At 41.3% G+C, this 22,394-nt stretch carries 24 protein-coding genes and 1 riboswitch; of the genes, 2 read left to right on the top strand and 22 right to left on the bottom strand.

Annotated features, from left to right (window positions below; translation table 11 throughout):
- Positions 1 to 94: 94 nt before the first annotated feature.
- From sufB to FGG79_RS16510, 21 genes are all read right to left on the bottom strand, one after another.
- Complete coding sequence (gene sufB / locus FGG79_RS16605; protein ID WP_138780372.1) at positions 95 to 1,492, bottom strand: Fe-S cluster assembly protein SufB; 1,398 nt, start codon at positions 1,490 to 1,492, stop codon at positions 95 to 97.
- Between the two features lie 38 nt (positions 1,493 to 1,530).
- Positions 1,531 to 1,971 carry a Fe-S cluster assembly sulfur transfer protein SufU gene (gene sufU, locus FGG79_RS16600; protein WP_138780370.1) on the bottom strand — a complete coding sequence of 147 codons (441 nt, stop codon included), beginning with the start codon at positions 1,969 to 1,971 and terminating at the stop codon, positions 1,531 to 1,533.
- Positions 1,961 to 3,190 carry a cysteine desulfurase gene (locus FGG79_RS16595; RefSeq protein WP_138780368.1) on the bottom strand — a complete coding sequence of 410 codons (1,230 nt, stop codon included), beginning with the start codon at positions 3,188 to 3,190 and terminating at the stop codon, positions 1,961 to 1,963. The genes sufU and FGG79_RS16595 overlap by 11 nt, the downstream gene beginning before the upstream one ends.
- Positions 3,190 to 4,500, bottom strand: a complete 1,311-nt coding sequence (gene sufD, locus FGG79_RS16590) for a Fe-S cluster assembly protein SufD (protein WP_138780366.1) — start codon at positions 4,498 to 4,500, stop codon at positions 3,190 to 3,192. The genes FGG79_RS16595 and sufD overlap by 1 nt, the downstream gene beginning before the upstream one ends.
- Positions 4,501 to 4,517: 17 nt before the next feature.
- Entirely contained in the window at positions 4,518 to 5,303 is a 786-nt protein-coding gene (gene sufC / locus FGG79_RS16585) for a Fe-S cluster assembly ATPase SufC (protein WP_138780364.1), read from the bottom strand.
- Between the two features lie 356 nt (positions 5,304 to 5,659).
- Positions 5,660 to 5,806 (bottom strand): YuzK family famiily protein, encoded by a 147-nt coding sequence (locus FGG79_RS21890; RefSeq protein WP_171050965.1) that lies wholly within the window; start codon positions 5,804 to 5,806, stop codon positions 5,660 to 5,662.
- A 319-nt stretch (positions 5,807 to 6,125) separates the two neighbouring features.
- Entirely contained in the window at positions 6,126 to 6,491 is a 366-nt protein-coding gene (locus tag FGG79_RS16580; protein WP_138780559.1) for a carboxymuconolactone decarboxylase family protein, read from the bottom strand.
- A 136-nt stretch (positions 6,492 to 6,627) separates the two neighbouring features.
- Positions 6,628 to 7,452 carry a MetQ/NlpA family ABC transporter substrate-binding protein gene (locus tag FGG79_RS16575; protein WP_138780362.1) on the bottom strand — a complete coding sequence of 275 codons (825 nt, stop codon included), beginning with the start codon at positions 7,450 to 7,452 and terminating at the stop codon, positions 6,628 to 6,630.
- Between the two features lie 15 nt (positions 7,453 to 7,467).
- On the bottom strand, positions 7,468 to 8,136 hold the full coding sequence (locus tag FGG79_RS16570; RefSeq protein ID WP_138780360.1) for a methionine ABC transporter permease: 669 nt from the start codon (positions 8,134 to 8,136) through the stop codon (positions 7,468 to 7,470).
- Positions 8,133 to 9,155: a methionine ABC transporter ATP-binding protein gene (locus FGG79_RS16565; protein WP_138780358.1), complete on the bottom strand. Its 1,023-nt coding sequence runs from the start codon at positions 9,153 to 9,155 to the stop codon at positions 8,133 to 8,135. Before FGG79_RS16565 ends, FGG79_RS16570 begins: the two co-directional genes overlap by 4 nt.
- Before the next feature lie 151 nt (positions 9,156 to 9,306).
- Positions 9,307 to 9,413, bottom strand: a riboswitch (SAM riboswitch).
- 108 nt (positions 9,414 to 9,521) lie between these two features.
- Positions 9,522 to 9,872: an SCP2 sterol-binding domain-containing protein gene (locus FGG79_RS16560; RefSeq protein ID WP_138780356.1), complete on the bottom strand. Its 351-nt coding sequence runs from the start codon at positions 9,870 to 9,872 to the stop codon at positions 9,522 to 9,524.
- 254 nt (positions 9,873 to 10,126) lie between these two features.
- The gene (locus tag FGG79_RS16555; protein WP_138780557.1) at positions 10,127 to 10,441 is read right to left on the bottom strand and encodes a thioredoxin family protein; all 315 of its coding nucleotides are present in this window, start codon (positions 10,439 to 10,441) and stop codon (positions 10,127 to 10,129) included.
- A gap of 5 nt (positions 10,442 to 10,446) precedes the next feature.
- Positions 10,447 to 10,803: a toprim domain-containing protein gene (locus FGG79_RS16550; RefSeq protein ID WP_138780555.1), complete on the bottom strand. Its 357-nt coding sequence runs from the start codon at positions 10,801 to 10,803 to the stop codon at positions 10,447 to 10,449.
- Positions 10,804 to 11,032: 229 nt separating this feature from the next.
- Entirely contained in the window at positions 11,033 to 11,269 is a 237-nt protein-coding gene (locus FGG79_RS16545) for a YusG family protein (protein WP_138780354.1), read from the bottom strand.
- 99 nt (positions 11,270 to 11,368) lie between these two features.
- On the bottom strand, positions 11,369 to 11,752 hold the full coding sequence (gcvH, locus tag FGG79_RS16540; protein WP_138780352.1) for a glycine cleavage system protein GcvH: 384 nt from the start codon (positions 11,750 to 11,752) through the stop codon (positions 11,369 to 11,371).
- A gap of 128 nt (positions 11,753 to 11,880) precedes the next feature.
- Complete coding sequence (locus FGG79_RS16535) at positions 11,881 to 12,237, bottom strand: arsenate reductase family protein (protein ID WP_138780350.1); 357 nt, start codon at positions 12,235 to 12,237, stop codon at positions 11,881 to 11,883.
- Between the two features lie 121 nt (positions 12,238 to 12,358).
- Positions 12,359 to 12,661, bottom strand: coding sequence for an ArsR/SmtB family transcription factor (locus FGG79_RS16530; protein WP_138780348.1), 303 nt, complete (start codon positions 12,659 to 12,661; stop codon positions 12,359 to 12,361).
- A 31-nt stretch (positions 12,662 to 12,692) separates the two neighbouring features.
- Positions 12,693 to 13,472 (bottom strand): SDR family NAD(P)-dependent oxidoreductase, encoded by a 780-nt coding sequence (locus tag FGG79_RS16525; RefSeq protein ID WP_138780346.1) that lies wholly within the window; start codon positions 13,470 to 13,472, stop codon positions 12,693 to 12,695.
- Between the two features lie 152 nt (positions 13,473 to 13,624).
- Positions 13,625 to 15,409 carry an acyl-CoA dehydrogenase family protein gene (locus FGG79_RS16520; protein WP_138780344.1) on the bottom strand — a complete coding sequence of 595 codons (1,785 nt, stop codon included), beginning with the start codon at positions 15,407 to 15,409 and terminating at the stop codon, positions 13,625 to 13,627.
- Between the two features lie 74 nt (positions 15,410 to 15,483).
- A complete protein-coding gene (locus FGG79_RS16515; protein ID WP_138780342.1) occupies positions 15,484 to 16,662 on the bottom strand; it encodes an acetyl-CoA C-acetyltransferase in 1,179 nt (392 codons plus the stop codon).
- Positions 16,663 to 16,699: 37 nt separating this feature from the next.
- Positions 16,700 to 19,084 (bottom strand): 3-hydroxyacyl-CoA dehydrogenase/enoyl-CoA hydratase family protein, encoded by a 2,385-nt coding sequence (locus FGG79_RS16510; protein ID WP_138780340.1) that lies wholly within the window; start codon positions 19,082 to 19,084, stop codon positions 16,700 to 16,702.
- A 477-nt stretch (positions 19,085 to 19,561) separates the two neighbouring features.
- Between FGG79_RS16510 and FGG79_RS16505 the strand changes: the two genes are divergently transcribed.
- Positions 19,562 to 19,699 carry a YuzL family protein gene (locus tag FGG79_RS16505; RefSeq protein ID WP_138780338.1) on the top strand — a complete coding sequence of 46 codons (138 nt, stop codon included), beginning with the start codon at positions 19,562 to 19,564 and terminating at the stop codon, positions 19,697 to 19,699.
- 331 nt (positions 19,700 to 20,030) lie between these two features.
- Positions 20,031 to 20,657 carry a YczE/YyaS/YitT family protein gene (locus FGG79_RS16500; RefSeq protein WP_138780336.1) on the top strand — a complete coding sequence of 209 codons (627 nt, stop codon included), beginning with the start codon at positions 20,031 to 20,033 and terminating at the stop codon, positions 20,655 to 20,657.
- Positions 20,658 to 20,801: 144 nt separating this feature from the next.
- Here the strand turns inward: FGG79_RS16500 and FGG79_RS16495 are convergent, their stop codons facing one another.
- The gene (locus FGG79_RS16495; RefSeq protein WP_138780334.1) at positions 20,802 to 22,265 is read right to left on the bottom strand and encodes a potassium/proton antiporter; all 1,464 of its coding nucleotides are present in this window, start codon (positions 22,263 to 22,265) and stop codon (positions 20,802 to 20,804) included.
- Positions 22,266 to 22,394 lie beyond the last annotated feature (129 nt).

The following is a 22,394-nucleotide window of genomic DNA, read 5'->3' as shown; positions in this document are numbered from 1 at the left end:
TGTTTGAATTGATTGAGGAAAGAATCATAGTCATTTATTCCGAATAGAAAAAAACTCCCCTGATGAATCCATCAAGGGAGTTTGAGTTATATGATTAACCGATTGAACCTTCCATTTCGAACTTGATCAGACGGTTCATTTCAACTGCGTATTCCATTGGAAGTTCTTTCGTAAATGGTTCGATGAAGCCCATTACGATCATTTCTGTTGCTTCTACCTCTGAAATACCACGGCTCATAAGATAGAATAATTGTTCTTCAGATACTTTCGATACCTTCGCTTCGTGTTCTAACGAGATGTTATCGTTAAGAATTTCATTATAAGGAATTGTATCAGAAGTAGACTGGTTATCCATGATTAGTGTGTCACACTCAATATTTGAGCGCGCACCTTCCGCTTTACGGCCAAAGTGTACAATTCCACGGTACGTTACTTTACCACCATGTTTGGAGATGGATTTAGAAACGATCGTAGAAGAAGTATTCGGTGCCAGGTGAATCATTTTCGCTCCGGCATCCTGATGCTGACCTTTACCCGCAAGTGCAATGGATAGTGTCATACCACGAGCGCCTTCACCTTTAAGAATAACAGCTGGGTATTTCATCGTTAGTTTCGAACCGATGTTTCCATCTACCCATTCCATTGTTGCATTCGCTTCACAAACCGCACGCTTCGTAACCAGGTTGAACACGTTGTTAGCCCAGTTTTGAATCGTCGTATAACGGCAGTACGCATCTTTCTTGATGATGATTTCAACAACAGCTGAGTGAAGTGAATTCGTTGTGTAAACCGGTGCCGTACAACCTTCAACATAATGAACGCTTGCGCCTTCATCGACGATGATTAGTGTACGTTCGAATTGACCCATGTTTTCCGAGTTAATACGGAAGTATGCTTGAAGTGGTGTATCCACTTTAATTCCTTTTGGAACGTAGATGAAAGATCCACCGGACCAAACAGCCGAGTTCAGGGCAGAGAACTTGTTATCCGTAGGAGGAATAACCTTCCCAAAGTGCTCACGGAACAGTTCTTCATTTTCTTTAAGAGCAGAATCTGTATCTTTGAAAACGATTCCCATATCTTCAAGATCTGATTGCATGTTGTGGTATACAACTTCTGATTCATACTGTGCAGAAACCCCTGCAAGATATTTTTGCTCTGCTTCTGGAATACCTAATTTATCAAACGTTTGTTTGATTTCTTCAGGCACTTCATCCCAGCTGCGCTCTGACTTTTCTGATGGCTTCACATAGTATGTGATTTCATCAAAGTTCAGTTCCTGCATATCTCCGCCCCATTGAGGCATAGGCATATTATAGAAATGCTCAAGTGACTTCAAACGGAAATCAAGCATCCACTTAGGCTCATCTTTCATACGAGAAATTTCTTCTACGATTTCTCTCGTTAAACCACGTTTAGAACGGAAAATAGATACGTCTTTATCACTAAAACCGTATTTGTAGTCTCCGATCTCTGGCATCTTCTTAGCCATGTTGATTCCTCCATTCATAAATAGAGTTGGAGAAGAGCTTATTCCTGCTCTCCTTCTTGAACTCCTTTTTCCATCGCTTTCCACGCCAATGTCGCACATTTAATACGTGCCGGGAATTTAGCGACTCCTTGTAATGCTTCTATATCTCCCAAATCTACATCGTCGTCATAATCATTGCCTTGCATCATATCAGAGAAGATTTTGGAAAGCTTAAGGGCTTTTTCAATATCCTTTCCCTTAACAGCCTGTGTCATCATAGACGCAGAAGCCATGGAGATCGAACAACCTTCTCCGTCAAACTTCGCGTCAGAAACGACACCATCTTCAACCTTCAACGTCAGGTGTATGCGATCTCCACACGTAGGGTTATTCATATCGATGGTAAAGCTACCATCCTCTAAAGAACCTTTGTTACGTGGATTCTTATAATGATCCATGATGACTTGTCGATATAACTGATCTAAATTATTAAAAGACATCGCTGAAAAACTCCTTTGTCTTCACTAGGCCAGCAACAAGTTTATCAATATCTTCTTCTGTATTGTAAAGGTAGAAGCTGGCACGTGCTGTTGCAGAAACGTTTAACCACTTCATAAGCGGTTGTGCACAATGGTGACCTGCGCGAACGGCAATCCCTTCAGCGTCAAGCACGGTAGCCACATCATGCGGATGAACATCATCAATATTGAATGTAACAAGGCCCGCACGACTTCCCGGATCACGGGGTCCGAAGATTTTCATGCCTTCTACTTCATTCATTTTATCCAATGCGTACGCCGCAAGTTTATGTTCATGTGCTTCAATATTATGAAGACCCACTTGCTCAAGGAAATCAATCGCTGCTCCAAGACCGATGGCACCTGCAATGATAGGTGTGCCTCCTTCAAATTTCCACGGAAGCTCTTTCCAGGTGGATTCCTGAAGCCCGACAAAGTCGATCATTTCTCCACCAAATTCTACCGGTTCCATTTTGTTGAGAAGCTTTTTCTTACCGTAAAGTACTCCGATTCCTGTAGGGCCAACCATTTTATGACCGGAAAAGGCAAAGAAATCACAATCAAGGTCCTGCACATCAACTTTCATATGTGGAGCGGCTTGCGCCCCGTCTACGACCATGACTGCATCATTTTCATGAGCAATCTTTGTGATTTCCTTGATTGGATTCATCGTACCGAGTACGTTTGAAACCATCATAATCGAAACGATTTTCGTTTGAGTTGTAACCGTTGCTCTTACATCTTCAATTGCTATTGTTCCATCTTCTTGAAGAGGAACATATTTCAACGTCGCTCCGGTTTCTTTGGCTAACTGCTGCCAAGGGATGATGTTGCTGTGATGCTCCATATGGGTAATCACAATTTCGTCCCCTTCTGACAGGTTCGCACGACCGTAGCTTGCAGCAACTGTATTGATTGCTGTTGTCGTACCACGGGTAAAGATCACCTCTTGAGTACTGGAAGCGTTTATGAAATTACGGACCTTTTCACGGGCACCTTCATATCCATCTGTCGCTCTCGTTCCAAGAGTGTGAACGCCACGGTGAACATTTGAGTTATATCCACGATAATAATCGTTCATCGCTTCAATAACGGAAACTGGCTTTTGTGAGGTTGCGGCACTGTCAAGATAAACCAGTGGATGGCCATTTACTTCCTGGTCGAGAATCGGAAATTGTTTACGAATCTCTTTTACATCCATTAGTTTACTTTCCTTTCAATTACCTCAACAAGTTGCTTCTTAACTCCTTCAATCGGTAACTGCTTAACCACTGGAGCTAAGAATCCGTGAATCACCAGACGTTCTGCTTCATGCTGTGGAATCCCACGGCTCATTAGATAATAAAGTTGTAGTGGATCCACACGACCTACTGACGCAGCGTGACCTGCTGTTACGTCATCTTCATCAATAAGAAGAATCGGGTTCGCATCTCCTCGTGCTTTCTCACTAAGCATTAATACGCGCGACTCCTGCTCTGCATTCGACTTAGATGCACCATGCTCAATCTTACCTATACCGTTGAAGATGGAAGACGCTTCGTCTTTCATCACTCCATGCTTAAGAATGTACCCTTCAGAGTTCTTACCGAAGTGAACGACTTTTGTCGTGAAGTTTTGTTTCTGCTTGCCACGTCCAACAACAACCGTTTTCGTATCACCATATGAGCCATCACCCATAAGGTTAGTTACGTTTTCTGAAACAGTGTCTCCATCGTTCATTAATCCTAAAGCCCACTCAATGCGAGAGTCTCTAGCAGCTACACCGCGACGGTTCACATATGTCGTCAATCCGCTTGCCAGGTTATCCACTGCACCGTATGCTACTTTCGCATTATCTTTTGCCAGTACTTCCGTTACGATGTTGTATACACCATCTTCTACATCTGTTGTAGAGATATAGTTTTCAACATAAGTGACAGAGCTATTGTCTTCAGCAACAACTAATACGTGATTGAACATGGCAACTTCAGCATTGTCATGAACATATACTGCTTGAATCGGTTGAGTCAATTCCACGTTTTTCGGAATGTAAAGGAATGCCCCTCCATTCATTAATGCTGCATGAAGAGCCGTAAGCTTATGCTCATCAGTTTTTACACCTTCAGTCATGAAATACTTTTGAACAAGCTCACTATGCTCTTTCACAGCTGTAAAGATATCCGTAAAAATAACACCATTGTCTTTTAATTCATTTGAAAGAGAAAGAAAAGCAGGTGTGTTATTTCGTTGGATATAAAGACTTTGGTCTTTGTCTTCTAAATCGACTAATGCTTTCGCTTCTTCTGGCAGCTCACTCAATGAAGAAAACGTATCACTTTCCACCGTATGCTTTTGGAATTGAGTAAAATTCCAATTAGTGATTTTCGTTTTATCAGCAACTGGAAGGCTAAGATCCTTTACTTTATCAAAGGCATCTATACGAAGGGTTGTTAACCATTCTGGCTCTCCAAGTTGTTTCGAGTAGGAGCTGACATAGTCCTGATCTACTGGTAGTTTCGTTTCTACAGTCATTTTCATCCCCCTAACACTTACGCTTCTTGGCCAACAGTTTCGTCTTTGATTCCTAACTCTTCTTTAATCCAGTCATATCCTTCTGCTTCAAGGCGTTGAGCTAATTCTTTTCCGCCTGACTTCACGATGCGTCCTTGCATCATGACGTGAACATGATCAGGAGTGATGTAGTTAAGAAGACGCTGATAGTGAGTGATGATTAGGCAACCGAAATCTTCCCCACGCATTTTGTTGATTCCTTTAGAAACAACTTTAAGAGCATCGATATCAAGACCTGAATCAATCTCGTCAAGGATAGCGATTTTAGGTTGAATCATCATTAGTTGAAGGATTTCATTACGTTTTTTCTCTCCGCCTGAGAATCCTTCGTTTAGGTAACGCTGAGCCATATCCGGGTCCATCTCAAGGTATTCCATTTCAGAATCCATTTTGCGGATGAATTTCATAAGCGAAATTTCTTCGCCTTCCTCGCGACGGCTGTTGATTGCAGAACGTAAGAAGTCCGCGTTCGTTACACCATTGATTTCACTTGGGTACTGCATTGCAAGGAATAGACCTACGCGAGCGCGCTCATCAACTTCCATTTCAAGAACATCTTCCCCATCAAACGTGATGCTTCCCTTTGTCACTTCATACTTTGGATGACCCATGATAGCAGAAGATAAAGTTGATTTACCTGTACCATTTGGTCCCATTACTGCGTGGATTTCTCCACCTTTAATTTCAAGGTTAACCCCTTTCAGGATTTCCTTTCCTTCAATCTCAACATGAAGATCTTTAATTGTTAAAGTAGAACCTGCCATGTGTATTTACCTCCGTGACTTTATAATGAATTTAAGAATTAAATTCTTTAATCATTCTCAATTTATTCTCATTACAATCTTATAACAAATAAAAGCTATTATCAACTTTTTCAGGTTATCCAGATCGTCATACCCTTACATTAGAAGCCCTTCCTAGTGTCGGCCTAAACAGGTGGAAAAATGTAGCTTGCCGCTGAGCTATTTTAGTAAGGACATTTTCGTAACTCTGTTGCTTTGTTTTTAAAAATTCAAGTGTCCATTCCAAGGGCGTTTCCAGCTGAATTCATGGACTCGTCAATTCTATAAAATAAAAAAACCAGTGCATCTTCTACACTGGTTTCCTTTTTTCTTCCTTATTATATATTAGCGTGCACCTTGCGATCAAGTGCCGCAATCATTCTTCTGCTTTCCTTATAATCCTGCTCTCTTTTCTTCTCTACTTGCATTCTGACTTCATGCTTTCGTTTGTACACCTCATAACCAATCCCATGGGCTCCATACATTGCTTTCTCCATTTCACTTGTGTACGAGATACTCTCAAGAGAGTCGATAATAAATCATTCCTTTCAGGTTTTTAATTACTTTACAACTATACTACCCCCTGGTTCACAAGACAAAACCGGTATTTTCCCATTTTTTCTTGAATTCTTCTTTCCGTGATGACACCAAGGGTTTATTATTAAGTTTTCACAAAATTCCGCCATTATACTACCAATTACTAGTGTGTTAGTGAGATTTTATAAATCCAAATGTATATTTATTATTAAAGGTGTGAACTTCCCAATAAAAAAGAGAAGGATTTCTCCCTCTCAATTCGACTGACTATTGCTTTAGTTGATTCAAATCCTGCATCGATTGTTGAACCAGTGTAACGGCCTGGCTCATGACCGCCCCTCCACCGAATGCAGCTGTTACGCCGATAGCTTCAAGGATTTCTTCTTCAGAGCACCCCTGATCTAGGCATCCTTTAGTATGATAGATGATGCAATATTCATCTTGGGAGTAAAGACTGATTCCGAGTGCAATCAACTGCTTGTCCTTTTTGGAAAGAACGCCTTCTCTAAAGCAGTGCTCCGTAAATGTATTATAATGCTCTGCAAGCTCAGGCATTTTTTCAGTGAAGATTCCAAGTCCCGTTTTATAATCAAGGAGGGCAGCTTCTGTTGTGTTTCGTGGTTCCATCTGCATTTCATTCAGCTCCATTTCAAAAATATTCATCGAAAGTAGTATGAGCAAATCGGGGCATGATTATGTTATTAAATTACGTGAAATGCACTTTTAAAAAAACCCGATACTGAACATAATCAGCAACGGGATCTTGTTTTTATTCAGTAACCGGGACTACGGCTCCATCCCACTCTTCATTAATAAAGTCCTGAATTTCTTTTGAATGCAGGGCTTCAACCAAAGCTTTTACTTCCTCTTTCTTTTCATCTCCTTTGTTAACAGCGATCACGTTCACATAAGGAGAGTTACTATCTTCAATAGCAATTGAATCTTCAAGAGGTTTCAAGCCTGCATCAATGGCATAGTTGGAATTGATCACAACCGCGTCCCCTTCTTCGTTTTCGTACATTTGTGGAAGGAGGGCTGCCTCGTATTCATAATCGAATTGGAGGTTTTGAGGGTTTTCTTTGATATCCTCAAGTTGCGCCTGCGTATTTTCCACTCCATCCTTTAACGTAATCAGACCTTTTTTCTCTAGTAATGTAAGGATACGTCCATGATCTGATACAGAGTTACTCATTAAAATCGTAGCACCCTTTGGTAAATCCTCAAGAGATTTGTATTTCTTAGAATAGACTCCAATTGGCTCAATATGAATTCCGCCTGCATTGACAAAGTCATATTTATTTTCTTTCATTTGCAAATCCATATAAGGTGTGGTTTGGAAATAGTTCGCATCAAGGTCCCCATTATCGAGGTCTTTATTTGGCAGGATATAGTCTTGATATGTTTCAATTTGTAAGTCGATGCCTTTCTCTTCTAAGATTGGCTTTACTTGTTCAAGAATTTCTGCATGTGGGACATTTGAAGCTCCTACTACCAATTCCTTTTCGTCGCTGCTTCCAGATCCTGAATCACTCCCGCATGCTGCTAAACCAAAGATACTTGTTGCTGCCACAATTCCTGCTATCCATTTTTTCATTTTCATTCTCTCCTCTTATCGTTTGTCTAATTTATTTGTAAAGAAATCACCCAGAATTTGAATCGCAAACACAATGAGCAAAATCATAATGGTGGCGGCAAAGGTTACATCTTCCCTGCTTCTTTGGAACCCATCCAGATAGGCTAAGTTCCCTAAACCACCTGCTCCGATAACGCCTGCCATCGCCGTGTATCCAACCAATGCGATCGCGGTCACGGTGATTCCTGATACCAATGCCGGCATTGATTCTGGAATCAACACTTTCCAAATAATCGTACTCGTTTTGGCCCCCATAGCTTTCGCTGCTTCGACGACTCCTTTGTTCACTTCTCTTAAAGCAATCTCAACCATACGTGCATAGAAAGGCGCAGCTCCAATAATTAAAGCAGGAAGTGCCGCATTCGCACCACGAATCGTGTCTAATAAAAATTTAGTGAATGGGATCAATAATACGATTAATATAATGAAAGGAATCGAACGAAATACATTGACCACTGCACTTGTAATCGTATATGTGAGTTTGTTTTCCCATAAATTTTCTTTGGAAGTAAGGAATAGTAGAACCCCTAGAATCATTCCTAATACAAATGTAATTATTACTGACATACCAGTCATATAGAGGGTTTCAAAGGTGGCTTCCCCCATCTTCTCCCAATCCACATTTGGAAATACACTTTCGATCATCCTCGTAACACCTCCACCTTAACCAACTGCTCCTCAGAAAACGCAACCGCTTCATGAATGGTTTGTTCTTTCCCATCCAAATGGACAAACAATGTTCCATATGCCCCTTTTTGTGTTTGGGAAATTTGTCCTTGAAGGATATTGACGTCGAGGTCGAATTTTCTGATTAGACTCGTAATGAGAGGTTGTTCCGTGGCTTCACCTACAAACGTAAGTTTCAGAACTTTCCCATTTGGATATTGAGCTAAAAGGTGTTCGACGGTTTCACCCGTTTCCTCCCTTTGTGATACTTCCTTCACAAATCGCTTTGTCACCTTCTCTTGCGGATTCCGGAACACGTCCAGAACATCGCCGAGTTCTACAACCTTCCCCTTCTCCATGACCGCGACACGGTGACAAATCTTTTGAATCACGTGCATTTCATGTGTGATCAGGACGATTGTGAGCCCTAGGCGTTTATTAATATCCACCAATAAATCCAGAATGGAGTCGGTAGTCTGAGGATCTAATGCCGAAGTTGCTTCATCACACAGAAGAACATTAGGATTGTTTGCAAGAGCTCTTGCTATTCCTACCCGCTGCTTCTGTCCACCACTCAACTGTGACGGGTATGCATCCCCTCTTCCTTCCAAGCCCACTAGTTTCAAAAGTTCGTTGGCCCTTTGAACTCTTTCTTTCTTCGATAATCCGGCGATTTCCAACGGGAACTGAATGTTTTCCAGTACGGTCCGTGACCATAGAAGATTAAAATGCTGGAAGATCATCCCTATGGACTGTCTTGCTTCCCTAAGCTTTTTTCCTTTTACCTGAGAAACGATTTGCCCATTCACGTCCACGATTCCTTCCGTTGGAACCTCAAGGCCATTGAGCATACGGATTAATGTACTTTTACCAGCTCCGCTATAGCCAATCACCCCGAAAATTTCTCCTTCAGCTATGTCGATATTTACACCATCAACGGCTGAAATCGGTCCAGATTTTGACTGATAGATTTTTTTAATATCTGAAATTGAAATCATGTAGAGACCACCTTTTTTCTAAGTAAAACGACCTTTTTAATCAGGATTATGCTTGTACATACCCTGCACTCTCTCTGCCCTTTTCCGATATAATAAAAAAAATGCCTTTCTGCGATAAGCAGAAAGGCATAATCATATAGGACTATCCTTTCTCTTATCTTTCAAAGCAAAAGCTTTGAGTGAATTGGCACCATTTCAATTTTCATTGACGGTTGCCGGGTTTCATAGGGCACGTCCCTCCACCTCTCTTAATAAGAGTAAAGTATTATTATTTAATTATTATGATTAGTTAAAGACTCTGAAAATTTGCTACAAGAGAGATTCTATCATCGGATATAGAAATATGTCAATTCTTTTCTTTCAATTTTAGACTTCAACCGGTTCCTTGCCTCTGGACCTGGTAAGCCAGAGGACGGACTCTACAAATAAAAGCGGACGATACCCGCCTTTGACTTGCAGCAACCCTCCATCTATAAGCTGTGACAATCGCTCTTCCCCAGTGAGTAAGGCGATCACTCTTTCTTCTTCTCCTTCAATAACAAAATGCGCTTCTCCATTCAACTGGTCCAAAACAGAACAACCATTGGTCGAAACGGATATTCCATAGATTTCATCCCCACAATGAAACTGAAGAACAAATGGACTATCTGGAAACAACAGCCGTAAGTGATACCTCGAATGACATTGATCTATTAATTCCTGTAAATAGATTCGCATGAATACCCTCCCAGTGAATCATCTATACAATAAAATTCCACTTTTAGGCATTTATTCCTTCAATACATTCTCGACATGTTTTGAACGGAAACGACTTATTTGTCGAACGATAAGAATTCTGATAATGACTTGCCAAAAAATGATGACTTTCGCAAAATTTCCTGAGAAATATGTCTTCGTATGTTGAAAGAAAATTGGTTTTCTTATTCCGATGCAAATAAAAAAGACCTTTTCGAAAAGGCCTTTTTTCCCAATTAATCAGTGGCGATTTTGTTTAACGTCTCATATAAAAATGGTACCGACTGAAAAGCATAAACTCTTTCTTTCTCGACACCATCCTTAAATAATATCAAGCAGGGTACACTTTCGATGGACTGGTGTTCTGCAAATTGGGGCAAGTAATTCAAGTTGGCTTTCGTAAAGTGGAATGGCTGTGGGAGTTTCTTAACGACTTCCATCATTTTACTCGCCACCTGGCATGTACCACACATCGGTGTATAAAGGTATACGGCTTCTAACGCATGGTCTTCAATCAAATCATGTAACGCTTCAGTATTACTTACCTCAATCAAAACTAGATCATCCTTTTCCCCAGGTATTCTTTATGAACGTCGATATTTGCACCTATCAGCACATACGCTAGGTGATACTCCGGAGCTGCTGCAACTTCCTTATACATTCGATCAATGTATAGATGTTCTGCTTCAGGAAATTCACGCTTAAATTGCTTTCGTAATTTTTCACCTGCATCATCAGCATCAACAAGGATATATACATCCCTTTCAAATAGCTCATCGATGAGTTCGTCCATTTTCGTGATGCTGATTGTTCCATTTGTACAAATAATTTCAATTGGTTCTTTGATGATGTCTCTTACTTTTCGCTTGTCACTTGTACCTTCAACAATGATTACTTTTTCGTCAAGTTCCATCATGATCATCACCTTATCTTTCAGAATGAAGATTAAGATAGTATATTCAAATAACAAGAGATGATGTCCACTTTCTACCTATATTTTCTCATGTATATTAAAAAAAGCGCAAGTCCCATGCTCAATTAAAAAACAGGAAACAGCATGCATCGACAAACCGCTCATCCTAACAGGTCGTGTAGACAAATGATGCCAGTTCCTTCTCGGGAAACTGGCACCAGGCGAAACATTAACACCAGCCACCCTCATCACAATCGGTATACCTAGCTTCATGACCTTCTGATGAGGTGTAGCTTTGATAAATCTTATTCTCTTTTGCCTCAAAGTTCGGTTCCATGCTTAAACCATCAAGAGACAAAGCCATTTTGCCAATGGGCTGATTATCCAAAAACAATTCTACTTCGCCATTTTTAAGTTTTCCTGTCACTCTGCTTGTAACATCTAATTTTTTTGGTTCTAACACCATACGTGTTCACCCTTTCTTTATTAAAAACGTATACCCCTATGGTGCCCAAAAAGAAAAACAAAACACCTTGAGAAGTTCTCAAGGTGTTTCTGTAAAAAATTAGCCTTCATTAATCATTTCATCATACTGTTCAGACGTCATAAGCTTGTCTACTTCTCCAGCATCTGAAGGTTCAACAACGATCATCCACGCTTTTTCATAAGGTGATTCGTTCACGAATTCAGGGCTATCCGTTAGCTCTTCATTCACTTCTACTACCTTACCTGATACAGGTGCATATAGCTCAGAAACAGTTTTAACTGATTCCACACTGCCGAAAGGCTCGTCCGCTTTAATCTCATCTCCAACCTCTGGTAACTCAACGAATACGATATCGCCAAGCTCAGATTGCGCAAATGATGTGATTCCAATGCGTGCATTTTCCCCTTCAACTTTGACCCACTCATGTTCTTCTGAATAACGAAGTTCTTTCGGTGTACTCATTCTCTATCCCTCCAAATGCTAGTTATACAACCTAATATTGACACACTTTTCATTGAAAAAGCAAGAAAACTACGTGTGATTAATGAAAGTTTTTCATTGCGCATAATCTTGTACTGGCAAGCCCTAATTTACTTCCACGTTTCTTCAAACGTTTCTTCTTTAAATCCCACTGTAACCTTATTTCCATCTGTTGTGATCGGGCGCTTGATGAGCATCCCGTCAGTGGAGAGAATTTCTAATAACTCATCATCAGAAGCTGAGTTCACTTTATCCTTCAAGCCCAGTTCTCGATACTTTTTACCACTTGTATTAAAAAACTTTTTAAGAGGTAAACCGCTTTTTTCATATAAGCTTTTCAACTCCTCCTTAGAAGGAGGGTTTTCAACGATATGTATTTCGGTTAATGTTATAGGCACTTCTTCCAGCCATTTCTTTGCTTTCTGACACGTACCACACTTCGGATAAGAATAAAAAGACAACGACATCATTCCACCACCTTTCAATTGTTTCTGGGCGGGATAAGCAATCCCACCCGGAAATGGGATTCCATCTCATCTATATTCTTACATTCGCCAATCTTCACTAGTATCCTTCTTTTATGAAGCATTACTCACATTGTTTTTCAACTGTTTCAACCAGTTCTTTAAGAAGAACGGTTGCATTATCCAACTCTAGAGAATAGAAGCGCTGCGTTCCCTTTTGCTCTAATGACACTAATTTCTGCTCCCTCAAGATTTTCAAATGATGGGAAACAGCCGGTCGGGATAACGTTAGATTTTCTGTTATCTGATTAACTGTAAGAGGTTCTTGTTCGGCCAGTAGTAATATTATGTCCTGACGATAAGAATCACTCAGCGCTTGAAATAATGGAATACAAGCACGAAATGTATCAATTGCTTTTTGACCCATAGCTTTCTCCCTTCAACTCATTCACATTTAATTATACCCGTTCTTGTACCTTGCGAACAATATTTGTAATCAATTTACGTGGCATAAATCTAATAGACTGAGTCAATATTCTATTTTTCAGACCAGGGACAATAACGGTTTTGTTGTTGGTCATCATTTGCTTATAGCCTTCTTCCACGACATCATCCACACTCATCACACCTGACTGAAAGAGCTTGGAGGATTGAAGTTCCGCTGCATCACTGAATCCGGTTTTGGTTGCACCAGGGCATAAGGCAGCTACCTTCACACCGTGTGGACCCCATTCATTTGCCAGTGCTTCTGAGAAAGAGAGGACGTATGCCTTGGTTGCATAGTAAACGGCCATCAGTGGACCAGGCTGAAATGCCGCTGTTGATGCGACATTTAAAATTTGGCCATCTCCACGACTGACCATCTCTTTTCCAAAGTACTTGCTCAACTCCGTCAAGGCAGTGATGTTTACTTGAATCATATCCAGTTCCTTGGACATCTCTGTTTCCTCAAACTCTCCAAACAAGCCGAATCCAGCATTATTGATGAGAATATCCACCTGAAGTTCTTGCGATTTGAGTTCATCATAAAGTCTCTTTGATGCTTGGGGCTTGGAAAGGTCTGAAGTGAACACATGAGCCTTTACTCCGTACTTGCTCTCGAGTTCCTGTGACAGAGTAAGGAGCCTTCCTTCACTTCTCGCTACAAGAATAACGTCATGGCCGGATTCTGCAAACTTATGACTGAAGTTCAGCCCAATTCCACTTGAAGCACCTGTAATTAACACGTTTTTATTCATCTATGGAAACCACCTTATCTTTAATGTTTAAACACTTAAACGTTTAAGTGTTTAAACATATAATAATTTATTAAGATATGGATGTCAAGTTAGAAGTAAATCAACAAAGGGACGGACCTCCGAATCGGAGGTCCGTCCCTGACTTAGTTCAATTACACTGTATATTTTTCTGCGTCGATCAGTTTTTCAGAGGCAGTACGTTTCACTGCGATTACATTGATTGGTGTATGGCGGGTGAATTTACGAAGAGCTGAAAGCATCATCCGTAGTGAGTCTCCCGTTTCAGTACCTACCAATGTTTCTTTCGCATGCTGTTCGATTTCGTTGAAAGCCTCTTGACAGAAGATTTGTGTGTAAAGAAGCTTTTGCTTCGCTTTCTCTACTCCACCCTTTTGAATCGCTTTTTCTGTTCTAAGGACAACCGATTCCATTGCGTACGCGTTAGAAACGATATCGGCAATGTTCACAAGGATTTCTTGCTCTTTTTCAAGTGCTTTTCCAAACTTTTGAGCGGCTAATCCAGCAAGCATCAAGCCGATTTTCTTCGCATTTTTCACAAGGTATTTCTCTTGTGCCAATGGCTCATCGCCAACTTCTTCAGGCATAAGCATCATCAATTCTTCTTGAAGGGCCTGTGCTTTTTGAAGCAATGGAAGTTCACCTTTCATTGCTTTACGAAGGTATGTGCCCGGAACAAGAAGGCGGTTAATTTCATTCGTTCCTTCGAAGATACGGTTGATACGGGAGTCTCGGTACATTCTTTCAATTTCGTATTCTTGCATAAAGCCGTATCCACCATGAAGTTGAACGCCTTCATCTACTACATAATCCAGAACTTCCGTTGCAAAGAATTTGTTTAATGAACATTCGATTGCATATTCTGCGATTGATTTCGCAACTTCGGTCCCGTTTTTCACTTCTTCATCTGTCAATTGGCTCATACGATCCTCGAACAGTCCTACTGTACGGTAGACGGAGCTTTCAGCAGCATATAATTTAGAAGCCATTGTGGCTAACTTTTCTTTCGTTAAGTTAAAACCTGAAATTGGTGTTTTGAACTGTTGGCGTTGATTTGTGTATTGTACCGTTACTTCAAACGCACGTTTACTCGCCCCCACAGCACCTACACCTAATTTGTAGCGGCCGATATTTAAGATATTGAAGGCAATGATATGACCTTTTCCAGCATCTCCAAGAAGGTTTTCTACTGGAATTTCAGCATCTTCCAGGATCAGTGTACGAGTGGATGAGCTCTTGATTCCCATTTTCTTTTCTTCAGGACCTGTGGAAACACCAGGGAATTCTTTTTCAACGATGAATGCTGAGAAATGCTCTCCATCAATTTTCGCATACACAACGAACACATCCGCAAATGCAGAGTTGGTGATCCATTGCTTTTCACCGTTTAAAATGTAATGAGTGCCTTCTGCATTCAGTTTTGCTGTTGTTTTAGCGCCTAGTGCATCAGATCCTGAACCGGGCTCTGTTAACGCATATGCTGCCAGCTTTTCACCAGTTGCAAGTGGTGGAAGGTATTTTTGCTTTTGCTCTTCGTTACCGAACAACACGATTGGAAGAGATCCGATTCCGACATGTGCTCCGTGGGAGATTGAGAATCCGCCAGCACGGGACATTTTTTCTGCAATTAGTGCCGAGCTTACTTTATCCAGTCCTAATCCGCCGTACTCTTCAGGAACATCTGCCCCAAGAAGGCCAAGGTCCCCTGCTTCTTTAAGAAGGCGAACAGAGTGATCGAACTCATGGTTTTCCAGATTATCAATGACAGGTACCACTTCATTCAACACATAATCTTCCGTCGTTTTGGCAATCATTTTTTGTTCATCGGAATACTCTTCCGGCGTGAAAACTTGCTCATAACTTACATCTTCAATTAAGAAACTTCCACCTTTGATTAACTTATCTGTTTGATTCGCCATTTCGAATCCCCCTAAAAATAATTATTTTGAAGGAGCTGGGAGGGGCCAAAATTCAGAGGTCCGTCCCTCCCCTATTAACCGATTAATTCAAAGACTCCGGCTGCTCCCATTCCGCCTCCGATGCACATTGTGACGATTCCGAATTGCTGGTTTCTGCGTTTCATTTCATGTACAAGGGAAAGAGTCAGCTTCGCTCCGGTACAGCCAAGCGGATGACCAAGAGCGATGGCTCCACCGTTTACGTTTACTCTGGCTTCGTCGATACCCAGTTGACGAATGACTTGGATGGATTGAGAAGCAAATGCTTCGTTCAGTTCAAACAATCCGATGTCTGAAAGCTCCAGTCCTGCCATCTTCAAAGCGCGAGGAATCGCTTCAACCGGGCCAATCCCCATGATTTCAGGTGGAACTCCTGCTACCGCAAAGCTTCTGAACTTTGCCATAGGCTGAAGTCCAAGGGACCCAGCCTTTTCTCGATCCATCACCATGACAGCTGCTGCACCGTCACTTGTCTGGGATGAATTACCTGCTGTTACAGATCCTTTCACATTGAATGCCGGGCGTAACTTACCCAGAACCTCAGAACTTGTTCCAGCACGGACGCCTTCGTCTTTTGAAAATTGGAAGGACTTCTCGATGAGCTTATTTTCTCCGTTTACTGAACGCTGAATTACATCTACCGGCACAATTTCATCGTCGAACTTCCCTTCAGCAATAGCTTTGGCTGCTTTTTGGTGACTTCTTACAGCAAAGGCATCCTGCTCCTCACGGGATACGCCGAACTTTGTCGCCACTTGTTCTGCAGTATGGCCCATACTCATGTAGTATTGTGGTGCATTTTCAGCTAATCTGACATTAGGACGAACCACATGACCCATCATTGGGACAAGACTCATGGATTCTGCTCCTCCTGCAATAGCGGTATCAGAGTGACCGAGCATGATTTTTTCTGCCGCATAAGCAATGGATTGTAATCCAGATGAGCAATATCGGTTGATTGTGATCGCCGGTACTGAGTCAGGCAGACCTGCAAGTCCCCCGATATTACGTGCCATATTTAATCCCTGTTCCGCCTCCGGCATAGCACATCCTATAATAAGATCATCGATGTTACCTTCATAATTTCCTGCACGCTTGAGGGTTTCTTTAACTACAAGTGCTCCAAGATCATCTGGTCTAACTTGAGCCAATGATCCTTTTCTTGATTTACCGACTGGTGTTCTTGCACCAGCAACAATGACTGCTTCGCGCATGAAATTCCCCCGCTTTCTAATATGGTATAAACGCTGATTAATTGCGTAGTGGTTTTCCTTTTACAAGCATGTGTTGCATTCTTTGTTGAGATTTCGGCTGTGCAACCAGACTAAGGAACGCTTCTCTTTCAAGATCCAATAGATACTGTTCGTCTACCTCGGTTCCGTATGGCACTTTTCCACCTGCGATCACGTAAGCAAGTTTTTTTGCGATCATCAGATCATGTTCTGAAATAAAGCCCGATTGAAGCATGGATTGAGCTCCGAGAAGAAGAGTAGCATATCCTGGTTCACCTACAACGGGCACCTTTTTACGGATTGGTGCAGAGTACCCGCCTTCGTATAGGCTTAAAGCCGCTTGTTTTGCATCATATAACAGATGATCATTGTTTACACTTACACCATCTGCTTTATTTAAGAAGTTGTTATCTCTTGCTTCATCACCTGAGGTGGAAACCTTCGCCATCGCAATAGTCTCGAATACTTTATTGGCTACCTTTTGAAGATCGAATTCCACTCCGTTCGGCAGATTGGCTAAGTGCTTCATATAAAGCTCTTTGTTTCCTCCGCCACCAGGGATCAAACCGACTCCGACTTCAACTAAGCCCATGTACGTTTCCATTGACGCCTGAATGTGGGCAGCCGGTAAGCAAACTTCACTTCCACCGCCCAAAGTCATGCCGAACGGGGCCGCTACTACAGGTTTCTGAGAATATTTGATCTTCATCATCGCCTGCTGGAAGTGACGGACGACCATATCGATTTCAAAGACGTTATCATCCTGCGCCTCCATTAGAATCATGGCAAGGTTCGCTCCCACACAGAAGTTCTTGCCCTGGTTACCAATGACGAGTCCTTTGTAATTCTTCTCTACTTCATCCACTGCAAAATTGATCATTTGCGTGATATCTAATCCAATAGCGTTATTTGGAGAATGGAATTCAAGAAGGGCTACACCGTCCCCGATGTCAATTAAACTTGCACCCGAATTCTTTTTAATCAGCTTCCCTTGCTTCTTAAGCGACTTCAAATCAAGTGCTTTAGGGTTTCGCTCTACAAGTTGAAAGTCTCCATTATGATAGAAGTATCGCTCTCCATCTTCTTCTTTATAGAAAGTGGAGTGACCTTCAGAAAGCATAGTTTCGATCCACTCAGGGACCTTTTGGCCTTCTTCCTTCATACGGTTTACCGATTTTTCAACTCCGATTGCGTCCCATGTTTCAAATGGACCCATCTCCCAGCCGAAGCCCCATTTCATGGCTTGATCGACGCCTACGATATCATCTGCGATTTCACCGTGTAGCTCTCCTGAATACGTTAAGACTGGTGACACAATATTCCATAGAAGTGTGCCTGCCTGGTCTTTTGCATAAACAAGTGATTTTAATTTATTTTTTAGTCCTTTTTCATTTTTAGCCATTTCAAGTGAAGCGGTTTTCAGTTTTTGACGAGGTTGATAATCCAGCGTTTCAGGATTAAGCTCCAGAATCTCTTTCCCTTTTTTCAGGAAGAATCCCTGTCCGCTCTTGCTACCAAGCCAGCCATTTTCAAGCATTTTCTTCATGAATGCTGGTACTTCAAATACCTTTTGCTCTTCGCCTTCCACCTGGTCGTATACATTTTTCGCAACATGGGCGAATGTATCAAGGCCAACTACATCAAGCGTACGGAAGGTCGCACTTTTCGGTCTTCCGATCAGTGGACCTGTAATGGAATCAACTTCACCAACAGAGTATCCGCCCTTAAGCATTTCTTGAACCGTGATCAGTAATCCATATGTTCCAATACGATTGGCAATGAAGTTCGGTGTATCCTTTGCCATTACCACACCTTTACCGAGAACGTCTTCTCCAAATGTCTTCATGAAACCGACGACTTCCGGATCCGTCTTTTTCGTCGGGATCACTTCAAGAAGTTTCAAGTAACGAGGCGGATTGAAGAAATGCGTTCCTAAGAAATTCTTCTGGAAGTCATCTGTGCGTCCTTCTGACATGGCCTCGATTGAAATCCCTGACGTATTGGAGCTGATAATGCTTCCCGGTTTACGATAACGTTCCACTTGCTCGAACACTTTCTTCTTAATATCTAAATTCTCAACGACTACTTCAATTACCCAGTCACAATCTCCGATTTTTGAAAGATCATCCTCAAAGTTGCCTGTTGTAATAAGTGAAGCGTTTTGTTTTGATGTTAAAGGAGCCGGCTTTTGTTTGAAGAGCTTTTTTAAAGCGTTTTCACTAAATTGATTACGAAACGCTTTGCTTTCTTCTGTAAGGCCTTTGGCTTTATGTTCATCAGTTAATTCTCTTGGTACGATATCTAATAACATTGTCGGGATGCCGATATTTGCTAGATGAGCGGCAATGCCTGAACCCATGACTCCTGATCCTAATACTGCGGCTTTCTGAATTCTACGAACCATTGGTATTTCCCCCTTTTTAACACTTTGAATGAATACTCATTCATTTTTCTTTCAAAAAAAAGACCCGAATGAGTTCCTGTTACATCTAATATATCGGATTTTCTAAAATATCGCAATATTTAAACGGTTAAAAAATTATAAATTAACAAAAAATTCATTTTCGGCCCACGCACATATATGGGCATATCATCCAAATCAACCTATTCAACCACTCCCCCAAAGGTGAAAAAAATCCATATTAATTTTATTCTTCCTACTATATATATGAAACAAGCTGTAGATTTGCCAACATCTTTTTGAGGGACGGACCTTAAAAATGATACAGATACTCATTCCTCAATTACCGAACAGACCTTCTTACTTAGGTTCTCTCCTCCGTTTTTCATCATGTTCCTCCCTTGGTTTAAACTATAATTTCGAGGTCCGTCCCTCATATAATTTCTGGATCCGGGAATGTTAGGAATGGAGGTGTTTGTTATGGCGAAGCAGAAGAAGGATCCTTCTAAGGCTGGGGTTAGTGCAGCGAGTGTGAAGGGAGATGCCGGTCCTACGGTTGAGAGGGACGGAGGCGGGAAGAGGAACAGTCAAAACAATCAATTTAAGAAGCAACCCTAGTATAAGAGTGGAAATGGCACCCGGTGATTTGTGATCGGGTGCCATTTCATGTGTCCTATCCTTAGCTGTTATAATTATCTGTCTTGTGGTTAATCTTCATTCATCCTTATTATCCGTTTTTTTTCAAAGATCGACCCATTCAACGGATTCTCCCCCCAACATATTTTTCTTCCAATACAAAAATTAACTTTGCCTTCTTTCTACAAATACAGTAAACTAATAATATATTTTCGGAGATGTCAGACCTCCTACTTTGTTACATATTCAGAGTAGCTCGTCTGTTTTTTAAAGTACATGAATGATAACGTTTACAGATAAGGGGATTGTGTGGATGAAACGCAGATTTATGTTTTTTACGATTGGACTATTTATTCTAACGATGGGGGTTGCCTTGATCATTAAATCTGGCCTCGGTGCCTCGGCATGGGATGCCCTTGCTGTTGGTGAATCAAATATGTTCGGGTTCACCGTTGGGACGGCAGTATTTATTAATGGGATTGTTTTGATTGGTCTCAATGCACTTATTATGAAGAAGAAGCCGGATGTATTGGCAGCAGGATCGATTCTTGTGATCGGTATGTTAATTGATTTCTGGTTATTGGTCGTTTTCAACAATTTTGCTCCTGAGATTTTGATGAACCAACTCTTTGCTCTTGCTTCCGGTATATTGACGATGGGTCTTGGTATTGCAATCTACCTACAGGCTAAGTTCCCGGCAAGTCCAATGGATACCCTTATGGTAGCCATTCATACTCGTTTCGGGTTAAACCTTCGTAACTCCCGTATTATTAGTGAAGGATTTGCACTATCACTTGCATTCCTTTTTAGAGGAGATATTGGAATCGGAACGATCCTTGTGACGCTTCTATTAGGATTTGTCGTTCAATATAGTTTCCCGATATTCGAACAACTCTATCAACGAAAACCAATGGGTAAAGCAGCCGTATCTGCTGAATGATTCAATGAAAAAAGCAATCTTCCAAGGAGGAGATTGCTTTTTTTGTTGGAGAAAATTCAAAGATGGATCCTTATAAACGTGATATAAAAAAACATAAATACTTTAACACATAGGAGAGCTTTTTCTCATGCTGCAATTATATTTTCATGAGGGGTTTAATCCCCCTTTAGAATTCAGAAGCTCATTAATACGTTTTCTCTGACTTTTATCTGCAAGCACATAGAGTGTATCGTTCGCTTTGATGACCGTGTCTCCCATAGGAGTGATCAGCTCATTGTTTCTTATAACAGCAGAAATCAACGTTTTGTCAGGGAGATTAATGTTTTTGATTGCCTTATTCGTAATGTGAGCATCTGAGTTAATGAATACTTCAAGCATCTCATTGTTGGTCTTCCCAATCGAAACGAGTTCAATACTGTGTGCTACAGGAGATTTTTCCTCTCCCGCAAGCTTGAGATAGTTAGCCAAAGGTGAGATCGTCGTTCCTTGGATGAGGGCAGATAGAAGCACGACGAAAAATACAACATTGAAGATGACTTCGTTGTTCTCGATATTGGCCACCATTGGGTACGTTGCCAATACAATCGGTACAGCTCCCTTCAATCCCGCCCATGAAATGAAGAATTTCTCTTTAATAGAAAAGTTCTTCGCAAGAGCTAAGCTTAAATAAACCCCGAGTGGCCTCGCTACGACTATCAGTAGAATCGAGAGGACAATCCCTTGCCATGCAATGCTTGGCAGATGCTGTGGGAAGACCAATAATCCCAATAGGATGAACATAACGATCTGCATCATCCAAGCAAATCCTTCATTGAAACGGACAATCGAATGGCGATAGGTTAGTTCCTGATTCCCCACTACAATCGCCATAATATAAACAGCTAGTAGTCCACTTGCATCCAGGATACTCGTGAAGGCATAGGTGAAAATCGCTAGAGAAACGGACAAGACCGGGTACAGACCGGATGAATCGAGATTGATCCGATTGATAATCCACACGGATGTCCATCCAAGTGCCAACCCAAGAACCAATCCCATTCCCATCTGCCAAAAGAAGCTTACGATTAAGCTGGCAGGATTCAATGCCGGAAATTGAATTAATTGCAAAAATGCCACTGTTAAAAAGATAGCCATGGGATCATTACTGCCTGACTCGGCTTCTAGTGTGGAGGAAATTTTCGGTTTGATATTTTTGTTCCCTAATACTGAGAATACTGCTGCAGCATCCGTTGATCCAACGATTGCCCCAAAGAGCATCCCTTCAAGCCAGTTGAGATCAAGTATGTACTTGGCGGCCACACCGATGGAAACAGTGGTCACTAGCACACCAATCGTTGCTAGTGACAAAGCGGGTTTATAGACTCGCCTCACATTGTTCCATTTTGTTTGAAGTCCACCTTCGAATAAAATGATAATGAGAGCGAGCGTCCCGATAAATTGAGTGATAGATGCATTGTCAAAGAAGAAATACCTGTTTAATATCATGCCGACAATGATAAATAAGATGAGTGAGGGAACGCCCAATCGGGTGGAGAATTTAGCGGTTATGACACCAACCAATAGCAAGAGGCCAAGCAGTAAAGTCATATTATTAATGGTGATTTCCATTGTATCGCCTCTTATTTCATGAAGATTATTCACGTTTATTATATAATATTGTGAATAACGTAACAATTTTAATGCTTTACGAGCTCTGAATGGGGTAACCCTTTATTTCGATACACATGATGGCGCAAG

The sequence above is a fragment of the Bacillus sp. BHET2 genome (genome assembly GCF_005938125.1).
Taxonomy (GTDB): domain Bacteria; phylum Bacillota; class Bacilli; order Bacillales; family Bacillaceae_B; genus Rossellomorea.
This window is presented reverse-complemented; position numbering and strand designations above follow the sequence as displayed.